Source organism: Streptomyces sp. NPDC050610 (assembly GCF_040654875.1).
GTDB lineage: Bacteria > Actinomycetota > Actinomycetes > Streptomycetales > Streptomycetaceae > Streptomyces.
Genome location: NZ_JBFAIV010000056.1, coordinates 22,998 through 35,967 on the forward strand (window position 1 = coordinate 22,998; position 12,970 = coordinate 35,967).

A 12,970-nucleotide genomic window follows, 5' to 3' on the forward strand; every position below is an offset into this window, starting at 1 on the left:
GCGCCGATCGTCCCTACCGTGTGACCATGAGTCACACTCCTCGCTGCCGGACCGTGCTGAGCTGGGCACTGCTGCTCGGCCCCCTCGCGGTGGGGTCCACCGCATGCGGCGGATCGTCGTCGGACCCGCTGGCCGACAAGCCGTACGACGCGGCCGGCCAGGTCGCCTTCGCGGGCGTCGAGGGCGGCGGCAAGGCCGACCCGGACAAGCCCCTGGAGGTCCGCGCCAAGGGCGAGGACCGGATCACGGACGTCACCGCCACGGACGCGGCGGGGCGGTACGTACGGGGCGAACTCGACGCCGACGGCTCCCACTGGCGCTCCACGGTCCCGCTGGCCGCCGGCGCGCATTACACGGTGCGGGTGAGCACCGAGGACGAGGACGGCGCCCAGGGCCGCCGTACGGTCGGTTTCGACACCGCCCCGGCCGACAACCTGCTGCGGGTCAAATTCGGCCCGGACAGCGGCACGTACGGCGTCGGACAGCCCGTCACCGCCGAGCTCAGCCGGCCCGTCAAGGACCCCGCCGCCCGCGCCGTGGTCGAGCGGGCCCTGAAGGTCGACTCGCGGCCCTCCGTGGCGGGCGCCTGGCACTGGGTGGACGGCCGGACCCTGCACTACCGGCCGCGCGACTACTGGCCCGCACACACCACCGTGAACGTGCGCAGCGGCCTGGCGGGCATCAAGGTCGGGCCCGGCCTCTACGGCGGCTCCTCGAAGCCCGTGACGCTCCGTACGGGCGACCGCGTCGAGGCCGTCACCGACGCCGGGGCGCACTACATGACGGTGCTGCGCAACGGCAAGGAGATCCGCTCGATCCCCGTCACCACCGGCAAGCCCGGCTTCTCGACCCGCAACGGGGTCAAGGTGGTCCTCGGGCAGGAATCCTTCGTACGGATGCGCGGCACCAGCATCGGCATCTCCGAGGGCAGCTCCGACTCCTACGACCTGCCCGTGCACTGGGCCACGCGGGTCACCTGGAGCGGCGAGTACGTGCACGCCGCGCCCTGGTCCACCGGGTCCCAGGGGGCCGCCAACGTCAGCCACGGCTGTACGGGCATGTCCACCGAGGCGGCCCACTGGTTCTTCGACACCGTGCGGGTCGGCGACATCGTCAAGGTGGTGAACAGCGGCGGCGAGACGATGACGCCGTTCGACAACGGCTTCGGCGACTGGAACCTGAACTGGCAGGCCTGGCGCAAGGGAAGCGCCCTGAACGCCGGGACGCGCGAGGGGAGCGATCCCGCCGATGCGGCCCGCCTCCGCCCCCAGATGTGAGCCGGCGGGCCGCCGCGGCCCGTCGGACGCGTCAGGCCCGTACGGCCGGCCGTACGCGCAGCAGAGCGGCCAGCGCGTCCGCGAACGCCACCGGGTCCAGCGGATGCGTCACCGCGGCCTCGGCGCGGCTCCAGGTGGCCAGCCAGGCGTCCTGCGGACGGCCGATCAGGAGCAGCACGGGCGGGCAGTCGAACACCTCGTCCTTGATCTGCCGGCAGACGCCCATGCCGCCCGCGGGGGCGGTCTCGCCGTCGAGCACGCATACGTCGACGCGGCGCTCCGCGAGGGCCTTCAGGACGGCCGGGAGCGTGGCGCACTCCAGGAACTCCACCGGCGGCACATCGGCGGCGGGGCGGCGCCCGGCGGCCAGCCGCACCTGCTCCCGGGTGCTCGCGTCATCGCTGTAGACCAGCACCGTGGCAGTGGGCTGCATCGTTCCTCCACGCTTCTAGAGAGCACAGTTGTGGGTCGGACCGTTGCGCGGATGCTACTCCGCGAGCGCCGCGCCGGTGGAGGGTTCGGACCGGACCAAGATCGGGCCGATGGGCCGTCAGGACGGCTGCGCGCAGGGTGCGCAGGAGGTGGCGCAGGGTGTGCTTCCCCCCTTCGGGGGACCCTCGGAATGGGCCGTACGAGCAGGGCATACCGTCTTGACACACCGAACGGCACCCCCCGGAGTGAGCGCAAGATAAGGGACCGACATAATGTCGGTCGTGGCGACAGCAACAGCAGTAGATACCGGGCATGCGCACCCCTCGGTCAACCGGCCGAACCTCACCAGCGTCGGAACCATCATCTGGCTGAGTTCCGAGCTGATGTTCTTCGCGGCCCTCTTCGCGATGTACTTCACCCTGCGATCGGTGACCGGAGCCGACCACTGGAAGGAAATGGCGTCGTCGCTGAACGTTCCGTTCTCAGCGACGAACACCACGATCCTGGTGCTCTCCTCTCTCACGTGCCAGCTCGGCGTGTTCGCCGCCGAGCGGGGCGACGTGAAGAAGTTGCGCACGTGGTTCTCCATCACCTTCGTGATGGGTGCGATCTTCATTGGCGGCCAGATCTTCGAGTACACCGACCTGGTGAAGGAGGACGGGCTCTCGCTCTCCTCCGACCCGTACGGCTCGGTGTTCTACCTGACGACCGGCTTCCACGGCCTGCACGTGACGGGCGGACTCATCGCCTTCCTGCTGGTCCTGGGCAGGACGTACGCGGCCAAGAGGTTCACTCATCACCAGGCGACGGCGGCCATCGTCGTGTCCTACTACTGGCACTTCGTCGACGTGGTCTGGATCGGGCTCTTTGCCACGATCTACTTGATCAAGTAATCGGTCCCGCACAGGACCACAGTCCAGAAGCATCGACGCAGAAGATCCTGACACCGGGGTAATCCGTGAAAAAGCTCTCCGCACGACGACGCCATCCGCTGGCGGCGGTCGTCGTCCTACTCTTCGCGCTGGCGGTAACTGGGGGGCTGTACGCCGCGTTCGCGCCGGCGGACAAGGCCAAGGCCGAGGACACCGCCCAGTCTCTTGCCATCGAGGAGGGCAAGAAGCTCTACTCCGTCGGCTGCGCAAGCTGCCACGGCACCGGCGGTCAGGGCAGCTCCGACGGCCCGTCCCTGGTGGGCGTGGGCGCCGCTGCCGTGGACTTCCAGGTCAGAACCGGCCGCATGCCGCTGCAGCAGCAGGGCGCGCAGGCGCCCAGCAAGAAGGCGCTGTACTCGCAGGCCGAGACCGACCAGCTCGCCGCGTACATCGCCTCGCTCGGCGCGGGTCCCTCGGTTCCGACCAAGGGCCAGTACAACCCGGACGGCGCGGACATCGCCAAGGGCGGGGAGCTCTTCCGTACGAACTGCGCCCAGTGCCACAACTTCACCGGCAAGGGCGGCGCGCTCTCGAACGGCAAGTTCGCTCCGTCGCTTGAGGGCGTCGACCCCAAGCACATCTACGAGGCCATGCAGACCGGCCCGCAGAACATGCCTTCCTTCCCCGACACGACGATGCCGGAGAAGAACAAGAAGGACATCATCGCGTACCTCGGCGCGGTCAACAGCGACAAGTCGGAGAACCCCGGCGGCCTCGAACTGGGCGGGCTCGGCCCGGTCAGCGAGGGTCTGTTCGCGTGGATCTTCGGGCTCGGCGCGCTGATCGCCGTCGCCATCTGGGTCGCCGCCCGGACCGCAAAGGCCAAGAAGTCATGAGTAGCCAAGACATTCCAGAAGAGAACCTGCCGAGCGAGCAGGGCGACGCGCACGACGGTGCGGTGACTCCCCACTCCGATCCGTTCGCGGACCCGGGGCTGCCGCCGCACGAACACCGCGTCCAGGACATCGACGAGCGGGCCGCCAAGCGCTCCGAGCGCGTCATCGCGTTCCTGTTCCTGCTGTCCATGCTGGCCACGGTCGGCTTCATCGCCTCGTACGTGGCCCTCCCGGTCGACAAGATCATCTATGTCTACCCGATCGGCCACGTCAGCGCCCTGAACTTCTCGCTGGGGCTCACCCTCGGCGTCGCGCTGTTCTGCATCGGCGCGGGCGCGGTCCACTGGGCCCGCACCCTGATGTCCGACGTGGAGGTCGCCGACGAGCGCCACGCGATCTCGGCCGAGCCCGAGGTCAAGGCCAAGGTCCTCGCCGACTTCAAGGCGGGCGCCGAGGAGTCGGCCTTCGGCCGCCGCAAGCTGATCCGCAGCACCATGTTCGGCGCGCTGGCCCTGGTGCCGCTCTCCGGCGTGATGCTGCTGCGCGACCTCGGCCCGCTGCCGGGCAACAAGCTCCGGCACACCCGCTGGTCCCAGGGGAAGCTGCTGATCAACCAGAACACCAATCAGCCGCTGCGGCCCGAGGACATCTCGGTGGGCTCGCTGACCTTCGCCATGCCGGAGGGCATGAAGGAGGACGACCACGATTTCCAGCAGGAGATCGCGAAGGCGGCCCTGATGATCGTCCGGATCCAGCCGGAGAACATCAAGGACAAGAAGGAACTGGACTGGTCGGCGGACGGCATCGTCGCCTACTCGAAGATCTGCACCCACGTCGGCTGCCCCATCAGCCTGTACGAGCAGCAGACGCACCACGTGCTCTGCCCGTGCCACCAGTCGACGTTCGACCTCTCCGACGGCGGCCGAGTGATCTTCGGCCCGGCCGGCCACGCCCTGCCGCAGCTGCGGATCAAGGTCAATGACAAGGGCTACCTAGAGGCGTTGGGCGACTTCGCCGAGCCCGTCGGTCCTGCCTTCTGGGAGCGCGGATGAGTACTGAAAGCAGCAAGCGCAAGGCGCCCGCCGGCGAGCGGATGGCCGACTGGGCCGACGGCCGGCTCGGCATCTACGGCCTGGCCAAGGCCAACATGCGCAAGATCTTCCCGGACCACTGGTCCTTCATGCTGGGCGAGGTCTGCCTCTACAGCTTCATCATCATCATCCTCACGGGTGTGTATCTGACGCTGTTCTTCCACCCGAGCATGCAGGAAGTCACGTACCACGGCTCGTACGTGCCCATGCAGGGCATGCACATGTCCGACGCCTTCCAGTCGACGATGCACATCAGCTTCGATGTGCGCGGCGGTCTGCTGATCCGGCAGATCCACCACTGGGGCGCGCTGATCTTCCTCGCGGCGATGTTCGTGCACATGATGCGCGTCTTCTTCACGGGCGCGTTCCGCAAGCCGCGCGAGGTCAACTGGCTCTTCGGCTTCCTGCTGTTCGTGCTGGGCATGTTCACCGGCTTCACCGGTTACTCCCTCCCGGACGACCTGCTCTCCGGCACCGGTGTCCGGTTCATGGAAGGCGCGATCCTGTCCGTGCCGATCATCGGCACGTACATCTCGATGTTCCTGTTCGGCGGCGAGTTCCCCGGCTCGGACTTCGTGCCGCGGTTCTTCTCGATCCACGTCCTGCTGCTGCCGGGCATCATGCTCGGCCTGCTGGTGGCCCACCTGATCCTGGTCTTCTACCACAAGCACACGCAGTTCCCCGGCCCCGGCCGGACGAACAAGAACGTGGTCGGCATGCCGCTGCTGCCGGTCTACATGGCCAAGGCCGGAGGCTTCTTCTTCCTGGTCTTCGGCGTGATCGCGGCCGTCGCCGCCATCGCGACGATCAACCCGATCTGGGCCATCGGCCCCTACCGGCCGGACCAGGTGTCCACGGGCGCCCAGCCCGACTGGTACATGGGCTTCTCCGAGGGCCTGATCCGAGTGATGCCCGGCTGGGAGATCAACCTCTGGGGCCACACCCTGGTCCTGGGCGTGCTCATCCCGCTGATCATCTTCCCGCTGGTGCTGGCCGCCATCGCGGTGTACCCGTTCATCGAGTCCTGGGTCACCGGGGACAAGCGGGAGCACCACCTGCTGGACCGCCCGCGCAACGCCCCGACCCGCACCGGGTTCGGCGCCGCCTGGATCAGCTGGTACTTCGTGCTGCTCGTCGGCGGTGGAAACGACCTCTGGGCCACCCACTTCCACCTCTCGATCAACGCGATCACCTGGTTCGTCCGCGTCGGCTTCTTCGTGGTGCCGGTGCTGGTCTTCATCGCCACGCGCCGGATCTGCCTCGGCCTCCAGCGGCGCGACCGCGACAAGGTGCTGCACGGACGCGAGTCCGGCATCATCAAGCGGCTGCCGCACGGTGAGTTCGTCGAGGTCCACGAGCCGCTCTCGCAGGAGCAGCTGCACACCCTCACGGCGCACGACCAGCCCAAGCCGCTGGAGCTCGGCCCCGAGGTCGACGAGAACGGCGTCGAGCGCAAGGTCGGCCGGACCACCAAGCTGCGGGCGAAGCTCTCCAAGGGCTTCTACGGCGAGGGGACCCAGATCCCCAAGCCCACCACCGAGGAGTACGAGGAGATCACCAGCGGCCACGGCCACCACTGATCCCACGCCCTCGCGCGTCATCCGCTGATCGCCACAGCGAGAGCCCCGTCCAGCGCATGGACGGGGCTCTTCGCTGTCCGCGGGCCTGGATAGGCTGGCCCCGCGAACCCAGACGACCACCAGGAGCGTGGACCATGAACGTTGCGACCCCGGCAGGCGGCGACAGCGCGACGGCCCGTACCTGGCCGGGCATCCTGGACGCGCTCCTCGACCACCGCGACCTCGGCGCCGACGACACCGCCTGGGCCATGGACCGCATCATGCGCGGCGAGGCCACCGACGCCCAGATCGCCGGCTTCGCGGTCGCGCTGCGCGCCAAGGGCGAGACCGTCGCCGAGATCTCCGGGCTCGTACGGGCCATGTACGCGCACGCCAACCTCATCGAGGTGCCCGGCCCCAGCATCGACATCGTCGGCACCGGCGGCGACGGGGCCAAGACCGTCAACATCTCCACCATGTCCTCGATCGTGGTGGCCGGCACGGGCGCGAGGGTCGTCAAGCACGGCAACCGCGCCGCGTCCTCGGCCAGCGGCGCCTCCGACGTGCTGGAGAAGCTCGGCGTCAACCTGGACCTGCCCCCGCGGCAGGTGGTGCGGGTCGCCGAAGAGGCGGGCATCACCTTCTGCTTCGCGGTCAAGTTCCACCCGTCGCTGCGCCATGTGGCCGCCGCCCGGCGGGAGCTGGGCATCCGTACGACGTTCAACGTGCTGGGCCCGCTGACCAACCCCGCGCGGGTCAAGGCGCAGGCCACCGGCGTCGCGGACGCCCGGATGGCGCCGATCCTCGCCGGAGTCCTCGCCGAGCGCGGCTCCAGCGCGCTGGTCTTCCGCGGCGACGACGGGCTGGACGAGCTGACCACGACGGCGACCTCGCGGGTCTGGGTCGTACGGGACGGGCGGGTCCGCGAGGAGGCGTTCGACCCGCGGGACGTCGGCATCGACCTGGTGCCGGTCTCGGCGCTGCGCGGCGCGGATGCCTCGTACAACGCGGACGTCGCGCGCCGGCTGCTCGCGGGGGAGACCGGGCCCGTACGGGACGCGGTGCTGCTCAACTCGGCGGCGGCGCTGGTGGCGCTGGAGCCGACCGATGAGCCGCTCACCGCGCAGATCTCGGCGGGGATCGCGCGGGCCGCGGACTCCATCGACTCGGGGGCGGCGCGCGCCGCGTTGGAGCGCTGGGTCGTGGCGAGCAACGCCTGACGCTCCGGCCGGTGCGGGGCGCGGGACGCCCGGTGTGACGCAAGGCGCAGTCCACAGTGCGGACCGCGCCTTGCGCATCGAAGATCGTGTGGCAAGATGCTGCACAGGTCATGAGTGACAGCGGCACAGGCCCCGGCCCGCTGTCCGGCAACCCTCCGTCCGTGGCGGGGTGCCCCGGGTGAAGACCAGGTCGTGGACAGCAAGGTCCTCGGCAAGCGCGGGCCCCTCGTCCAGGGGTCCTGGTCTTGAGGGAGCAGTCTCGTGAGCAAGCGAATGCGATAGGGCCGACGGCCCCTTTTCTGACGTCCCCTGAGGGTTCCTCAGGTCTTCTCAGATCTCTTCATGCCTCCGTACGCGGCGCGAGCCGGGCGTCGAGGCATTCCGCACGCGTCCCCGAACGCCTGCGCGTCCGAAGACATTCCGCCTGCACCGCCGGGAGAGTTCAGCATGTCCGCATACGCCACCGCCACTGTCGCCGCCGCCACGTCCGCCCCCGCCGCCCCCTGTGACGCCGCCCAGCCGCTGCCGGTGCTCGGCCGGGATGTCAGCGTCCCGCTCGTCACCGGCGGCGAGGTCACCTACGCGGCGCTCGACTACGCCGCCAGCGCCCCCGCCCTCCAGCGGGTCTGGGACGACGTGGCCGCCTACGCTCCGTACTACGGCAGCGTCCATCGCGGCGCGGGCTACCTCTCGCAGCTCTCCACCGACCTCTTCGAGAACAGCCGCGCCGACGTCGCGGAGTTCCTCGGCTGCCGCGCGGACGATCACGTGATCTTCACCCGCTCGACCACCGACTCGCTCAACCTGCTCGCCGCGGCCCTCCCGCGCGGCACCCGGGTCTTCGTCTTCGAGACCGAGCACCACGCCTCGCTGCTGCCGTGGGAGCGGCGCGCGGCCGCGTCCGACGTCACCGTCAGCTACCTGGACGCGCCGCGCACCCCGGCGCAGGCCGTCGAGACGCTGGAGAAGGCCCTGGCCGGCCGGGAGCCGTACGGGCCCGCGCTGGTCTGCGTGACGGGCGCGTCCAACGTGACGGGCGAGGTGTGGCCCGTACGGGAGCTGGCGGCCGCCGCCCACGCGCACGGCGCGCGCATCGTCCTCGACGCCGCGCAGCTGGCGCCGCACCACCCGGTGGACGTGGCGGCCTCGGACGTGGACTGGGTGGCGTTCTCCGGCCACAAGCTGTACGCGCCGTTCGGCTCGGGCGTCCTCGCCGGGCGCCGGGACTGGCTGCTGGCGGCCGAGCCGTACCTCGCGGGCGGCGGCGCGAGCCGCAAGGTGGAGCGGCGCGCGGACGGCGGCGTGGCCGTCGAGTGGCACGAGTCCGAGGCCCGGCACGAGGCCGGCTCGCCCAACGTGATCGGCGTCTACGCGATCGCCGCCGCCTGCAAGGCGCTGACCGAGGCCGGGTTCGACGCGCTCGTCGAGCGCGAGCAGCGGCTCGTGGCGCGGGTCCGCGAGGGGCTCGCCGAGGTCCCCGAGGTGAAGGTGCTCTCGCTCTTCGGCGACGACGCCCCGCGGGTCGGCGTCATCTCCTTCGTGGTGGCGGGCTGGAACAGCTCGCACTTCGCGGCGGCCCTCTCCGCCGAGTACGGCATCGGGGTGCGCGACGGCCTCTTCTGCGCCCACCCGCTGGTGCGAACCCTGCTCGGGGCGGAGGACGACGAGGTGGGCGAGTGCGGCGCGCCCGAGGCCGCGCCGGGGGAGCGCTCGCTCAACGCGATCCGCGTCAGCTTCGGCGCGGGCACCCCCGACGAGCACATCGACCGGTTCGTCACGGCCGTACGCGAACTGGTCACGTCCGGCGCCAAGTGGGACTACCGCACCGAGGGCGGGCGCTGCGTGCCGGTGTCGGTGTCGGCCTGACGGGACGCCGGGCGCTGCCCGCCGTCCGGGGCCGGGATGCTCAGCGGCTGGCACCGTGCTTCCGGGCCGGAACCCTCAGGAACGGCACGCCGCGAGCGCGTACCGGGCAGCTCGGCTGTCCTCGCGCGCTGCCGCCTGGCCTGCGGGGGAGTCGGTACTTCGAGGGCGGGGCCGGCGGGGTCCGGCGCCTGACCGGCTCCGCTTCGGAGCGGCCCCTGTCCGAGGGCTGGGTACGTTCCGATCCGCCTTGGACGGCGCGGCGCGGCACGAGCGCGTACCGGACGGCTCGGCCGGCCCCGACGCGCCGCCGCCCCGGCTACGGGCCCGGTGCGTGCCCCGCCGGCCAGGCGTCAGGTGTCAGGCGTCCAGGCCGATCGCGAAGGCCGCTTCCAGGTCGTGCTGCGAGTACGTGCGGAAGGCGATGTGGGTCTCGGTGGAGGCCACGCCCGGCACCTTGCTGATCCGGCCCGGGATGACGTCCGCGAGGTCGTCGTGGCGGGCGACGCGGACCAGGGCGATCAGGTCGTGGGCGCCGGTGACCGAGTAGACCTCGCTGACGCCCTCCAGGGCGGCGATCTTCTCGGCGATCTCGGGGATCTGGTCCACGCTCGTCTTGATGAGGACGATCGACGTGATCAAGGGCTGGCTCCTCCTCGCGGGTCCGGGGGTCCGTGGCGTCAGCCGCTGGTGTCGGGGTCCCCGGGTGGGCGCGCCCCCTCGCTGGGCGGGGCCGCGCCTTTCACTCTAGCCGGACGCCGGTAGCGGGCCCACGCGTAGAGGAAGCCGAGCGCGAACCCCATCAGGTGCGCCAGGTAGGCGACGCCCGGCCGGCCGTCGGCGGTGCGGGCCGCCAGGCCCTGGAGCACGAACCAGAAGATCAGCACGGCCCAGGCGGGGAAGCGCAGCGGCAGGAAGAAGAGGAACGGAAAGAGACTCGTGACCCGCGCGGTGGGGAAAAGGCAGAGAAACGCGCCGAGCACCCCGGAGATCGCTCCGGACGCCCCGACCAGGGCCTGGGTGGAATCGGCGTGCGCGGTGGCGTAGCCGAGCAGTGCCAGGTAACCGGTGGCGATGTAGAAGACGGCGAAGTGGAACCGGCCCATACGCTCCTCCGCCATCGCGCCGAAGACGAAGAGGAAGAGCATGTTGCCCAGCAGATGCAGCCAGTTTCCGTGCACGAACAGGGCGGTGAGCGGAGTGAGCGGCTCCAGCGGGACGCCGCGCCACAGATCGGCGGGGACGATGCCCCAGCGCTCGAAATACTGCGTCTGCGCGGCGATCAGACCGGCGTCCGCGCCGTAGGACCGGTTGAAGCCGGAGGCGGGGCCGATCAGGAAGACCAGGCAGCTCAGGCCGATGAGGGCGTAGGTGACCACGGGTCCCGCCGGGGTGCCGGCCCTGCCGCCCGCCGCCTTCTTGATCATGCCCGGATCATCTCGTACCGGGTGGAACCCGCACGGACCGCCTCGCCGGGGCGGCGCGGCAGCGCCAGGCCGTAGGGTTACGGAAAGCACTCCCGCAGTTCGACGGCGCACCGCGGTCCGCGAGGACAACCCGCGAGCAGACATGAGGACGGACGACACGATGGGCGTTCCCCAGCCGACAGCCGAGACGCGGTGGCGCTGCACGCTGTGCGGCAACCTCACCCGCTTCGATGTGACCCGCTCGACCAAGGCCGTCGACTATGTCCACCTCGACCTGGCCGGAGAGCCGACGGTCGAGGAGCACGAGGTCGTCAGTGAGACCATCGAGTCCGTGCGCTGCCGCTGGTGCAACGCGGTCGACCAGATCGAGCTGGTCGACCGGCCGGGTGCGAGCGCCTGAGAACGGAGCGATGAGCGGTGGCCCAGCACACAGGCGACGAGGGCACGGCCGATGACGCCGACGGCGCCTTCGAGGTGCTCGACCGCCCCCTGCCGGAGGCGGTGCGGCGCCGGGTCGTGGCCCTGGTGGCGGACGCCTTCGGCGGGCTGACCGTCTCCGAACTCCCGCCCCAGCTACGGCAGTACGCCCGGTTCACGCCCACCCGTCGGGCCAAGTTCGCGGGCAACGCGATGGCCGCGGCGATCGAGGGCGACGCCGTCTTCCGGCAGCGGATCGCGGCCCGGCTGCGCGAGGCGCAGCCGGAGCTGGCCGACGCGCTGGACAGCGGGACGCCGCCCGCCGCCGCGGACCCGGTGGACGTGGCCGCGGTCGCCTATGTGATGCGGCCGGTGGGCTGGGCCAAGCTCGTCGCGGCGGCCGGCGAGGAGGCGCAGCGCGCCACCGCCGAGCGGGCCGGCGAGGAGGCGCAGCGGGAGCTGCGGCGGCTGCGCGAGGAGTTGGCCGAGGCGCGCGGGGCGGCCCGCACCGAGGCGGACCGGGTCCGCCAGGAGCTGGACGCGGCCCGTAAGGAGGCCGACGGCTACCAGCGCAAGCTGCGCAGCGCGGTGAGCGACGTGCGGCGCGGCGAGGCGGCGGTGCGGAAGGCGGAGGCGGCTCTGGAGGCGCTGCGGGCGTCGGCGGCGGCCGAGAAGACGGCGGCCGACAGCGAGGCGCGGCGGCTCAAGGCGCGCCTCGCCGAGGCGGAGTCGGCGCTGGAGTCGAGCCGGCGGGCGACCCGCGAGGGGCGCAGCGTCGAGGACATGCGGCTGCGGCTGCTGCTGGACACGGTGCTGGACGCCGCGCAGGGGCTGCGGCGCGAACTGGCGCTGCCGCCCGCGTCGGTGCATCCGGCGGACACGGTGGAGGCCGTGGAGCCGGGGAAGATGACGCCGAAGGACATCGCGACGCGCGCGCTCTCCGAGATGGACCCGGCGCTGCTCGACCAGTTGCTGGCGCTGCCCCAGGCGCATCTGGTGGTGGACGGCTACAACGTCACCAAGACCGGCTATCCGACGATGCCGCTGGACAAGCAGCGGCTGCGGCTGCTGGGCGGGCTGGCGGTGCTGGCGGCGCAGACGGGCGCGGAGATGACCTGTGTCTTCGACGGCGCCGAGCTGGTCGCTCCGGTGCTGCTCGCGCCGCCGCGCGGGGTGCGGGTGCTGTTCAGCAAGCCGGGCGTGACCGCGGACGAGCTGATCCGGCAGCTCGTACGGGCCGAACCGGCGGGCCGGCCGGTCGTGGTGGTCTCCACCGACCGCGAGGTGGCCGACGGCGTGGCGAAGGCCGGGGCGCGGCCGGTGGCATCGGCCTTGCTGCTCAAGCGACTTGCGCGCACCTGACCGCTTCGACCCGAACGGCTGTCCGGCTTGTGGTGCCTGAGCGTCAGTTCACCGCTACCGCGTGTGCGTGGTTGGTAAAAGATGTGCTCAAGGGGCGGATTTTGCCTATGAGGATTTGAACGGATCACAAGAAGATCACTAGGGTCGGGCCTCGAACCTTCGCGCGGTCGATCATCCATCCGGGATATCGGTGAAGGTCCCGCCGTGTCCGCGTAGTTCACGCGGAGCCGGGGTGCATCCTCCCCCCACCAGGCCCGGTAGGCGGTTGGAGGATGAAGGAGCTCGCCTTCGTGGCGTCCCACCGTCGACCCAAGCAAGCGAGCCGCACGCGAGTGACCGTGATCACCGCGACCGCCGCCGCAGCCGTCGCTCTCACGTCCCAGGCCGCACACGCCGACCCCAAGCCGGACAAGAAGGAAGTCAAGGCGAAGGTCGACGCACTCTATGAGCAGGCGGAGCAGGCCACCGAGAAGTTCAACGGGGCCAAGGAGAAGCAGGACAAGCTGGAGAAGCAGGTCAGCGCCCAGCAGGACAAGGTGGCGCGGGGCCAGGAG

The 12,970-nt window shown here is 70.9% G+C and carries 12 protein-coding genes, 1 pseudogene and 1 riboswitch; of the genes and pseudogenes, 10 read left to right on the forward strand and 3 right to left on the reverse strand.

Annotation, left to right across the window (positions count from 1 at the left end):
- Positions 1-26 precede the first annotated feature (26 nt).
- Positions 27-1,277: an Ig-like domain-containing protein gene (locus AB0I22_RS37395; RefSeq protein ID WP_363135492.1), complete on the forward strand. Its 1,251-nt coding sequence runs from the start codon at positions 27-29 to the stop codon at positions 1,275-1,277.
- Between the two features lie 31 nt (positions 1,278-1,308).
- On the opposite strand, the gene AB0I22_RS37400 is transcribed toward AB0I22_RS37395, so the two are convergent.
- A complete protein-coding gene (locus AB0I22_RS37400) occupies positions 1,309-1,710 on the reverse strand; it encodes a hypothetical protein (protein WP_363135493.1) in 402 nt (133 codons plus the stop codon).
- 271 nt (positions 1,711-1,981) lie between these two features.
- Here AB0I22_RS37400 and AB0I22_RS37405 point away from each other — a divergent pair, with 271 nt between their 5' ends.
- The 6 genes from AB0I22_RS37405 (at position 1,982) to AB0I22_RS37430 (ending at position 9,213) form a co-directional block, all read left to right on the forward strand.
- Entirely contained in the window at positions 1,982-2,602 is a 621-nt protein-coding gene (locus tag AB0I22_RS37405; protein WP_363135494.1) for a heme-copper oxidase subunit III, read from the forward strand.
- A gap of 65 nt (positions 2,603-2,667) precedes the next feature.
- A complete protein-coding gene (locus AB0I22_RS37410; protein ID WP_363135495.1) occupies positions 2,668-3,477 on the forward strand; it encodes a c-type cytochrome in 810 nt (269 codons plus the stop codon).
- Positions 3,474-4,529 (forward strand): Rieske 2Fe-2S domain-containing protein, encoded by a 1,056-nt coding sequence (locus AB0I22_RS37415; protein ID WP_363135496.1) that lies wholly within the window; start codon positions 3,474-3,476, stop codon positions 4,527-4,529. The genes AB0I22_RS37410 and AB0I22_RS37415 overlap by 4 nt, the downstream gene beginning before the upstream one ends.
- Positions 4,526-6,148, forward strand: coding sequence for a cytochrome b N-terminal domain-containing protein (locus tag AB0I22_RS37420; RefSeq protein WP_363135497.1), 1,623 nt, complete (start codon positions 4,526-4,528; stop codon positions 6,146-6,148). Before AB0I22_RS37415 ends, AB0I22_RS37420 begins: the two co-directional genes overlap by 4 nt.
- 134 nt (positions 6,149-6,282) lie before the next feature.
- Positions 6,283-7,347: an anthranilate phosphoribosyltransferase gene (gene trpD, locus AB0I22_RS37425; protein WP_363135498.1), complete on the forward strand. Its 1,065-nt coding sequence runs from the start codon at positions 6,283-6,285 to the stop codon at positions 7,345-7,347.
- A gap of 106 nt (positions 7,348-7,453) precedes the next feature.
- Positions 7,454-7,571: riboswitch (SAM riboswitch) on the forward strand.
- 223 nt (positions 7,572-7,794) lie between these two features.
- Positions 7,795-9,213: an aminotransferase class V-fold PLP-dependent enzyme gene (locus tag AB0I22_RS37430; RefSeq protein ID WP_363135499.1), complete on the forward strand. Its 1,419-nt coding sequence runs from the start codon at positions 7,795-7,797 to the stop codon at positions 9,211-9,213.
- A gap of 357 nt (positions 9,214-9,570) precedes the next feature.
- Here the strand turns inward: AB0I22_RS37430 and AB0I22_RS37435 are convergent, their stop codons facing one another.
- Both AB0I22_RS37435 and AB0I22_RS37440 read right to left on the reverse strand, forming a co-directional pair.
- On the reverse strand, positions 9,571-9,852 hold the full coding sequence (locus tag AB0I22_RS37435; RefSeq protein WP_030020856.1) for an Lrp/AsnC ligand binding domain-containing protein: 282 nt from the start codon (positions 9,850-9,852) through the stop codon (positions 9,571-9,573).
- A 38-nt stretch (positions 9,853-9,890) separates the two neighbouring features.
- Complete coding sequence (locus AB0I22_RS37440) at positions 9,891-10,637, reverse strand: rhomboid family intramembrane serine protease (RefSeq protein ID WP_363135500.1); 747 nt, start codon at positions 10,635-10,637, stop codon at positions 9,891-9,893.
- Positions 10,638-10,797: 160 nt separating this feature from the next.
- Between AB0I22_RS37440 and AB0I22_RS37445 the strand changes: the two genes are divergently transcribed.
- The 3 genes and pseudogenes from AB0I22_RS37445 to AB0I22_RS37455 all read left to right on the forward strand — a co-directional run.
- A complete protein-coding gene (locus tag AB0I22_RS37445; RefSeq protein WP_363135503.1) occupies positions 10,798-11,037 on the forward strand; it encodes a hypothetical protein in 240 nt (79 codons plus the stop codon).
- 17 nt (positions 11,038-11,054) lie between these two features.
- Positions 11,055-12,416: an NYN domain-containing protein gene (locus AB0I22_RS37450; protein ID WP_363135501.1), complete on the forward strand. Its 1,362-nt coding sequence runs from the start codon at positions 11,055-11,057 to the stop codon at positions 12,414-12,416.
- A gap of 290 nt (positions 12,417-12,706) precedes the next feature.
- Positions 12,707-12,970, forward strand: a pseudogene (locus AB0I22_RS37455) (hypothetical protein); the annotation flags it as partial.

Bases quoted from the DNA above. Each gene is read 5' to 3' on its own strand.
- AB0I22_RS37395 (WP_363135492.1), top strand. From the start codon at position 27: ATGAGTCACACTCCTCGCTGCCGGACCGTGCTGAGCTGGGCACTGCTG.
- AB0I22_RS37400 (WP_363135493.1), bottom strand. From the start codon at position 1,710: ATGCAGCCCACTGCCACGGTGCTGGTCTACAGCGATGACGCGAGCACC.
- AB0I22_RS37405 (WP_363135494.1), top strand. From the start codon at position 1,982: ATGTCGGTCGTGGCGACAGCAACAGCAGTAGATACCGGGCATGCGCAC.
- AB0I22_RS37415 (WP_363135496.1), top strand. From the start codon at position 3,474: ATGAGTAGCCAAGACATTCCAGAAGAGAACCTGCCGAGCGAGCAGGGC.
- AB0I22_RS37420 (WP_363135497.1), top strand. From the start codon at position 4,526: ATGAGTACTGAAAGCAGCAAGCGCAAGGCGCCCGCCGGCGAGCGGATG.
- trpD (WP_363135498.1), top strand. From the start codon at position 6,283: ATGAACGTTGCGACCCCGGCAGGCGGCGACAGCGCGACGGCCCGTACC.
- AB0I22_RS37430 (WP_363135499.1), top strand. From the start codon at position 7,795: ATGTCCGCATACGCCACCGCCACTGTCGCCGCCGCCACGTCCGCCCCC.
- AB0I22_RS37440 (WP_363135500.1), bottom strand. From the start codon at position 10,637: ATGATCAAGAAGGCGGCGGGCGGCAGGGCCGGCACCCCGGCGGGACCC.
- AB0I22_RS37445 (WP_363135503.1), top strand. From the start codon at position 10,798: ATGGGCGTTCCCCAGCCGACAGCCGAGACGCGGTGGCGCTGCACGCTG.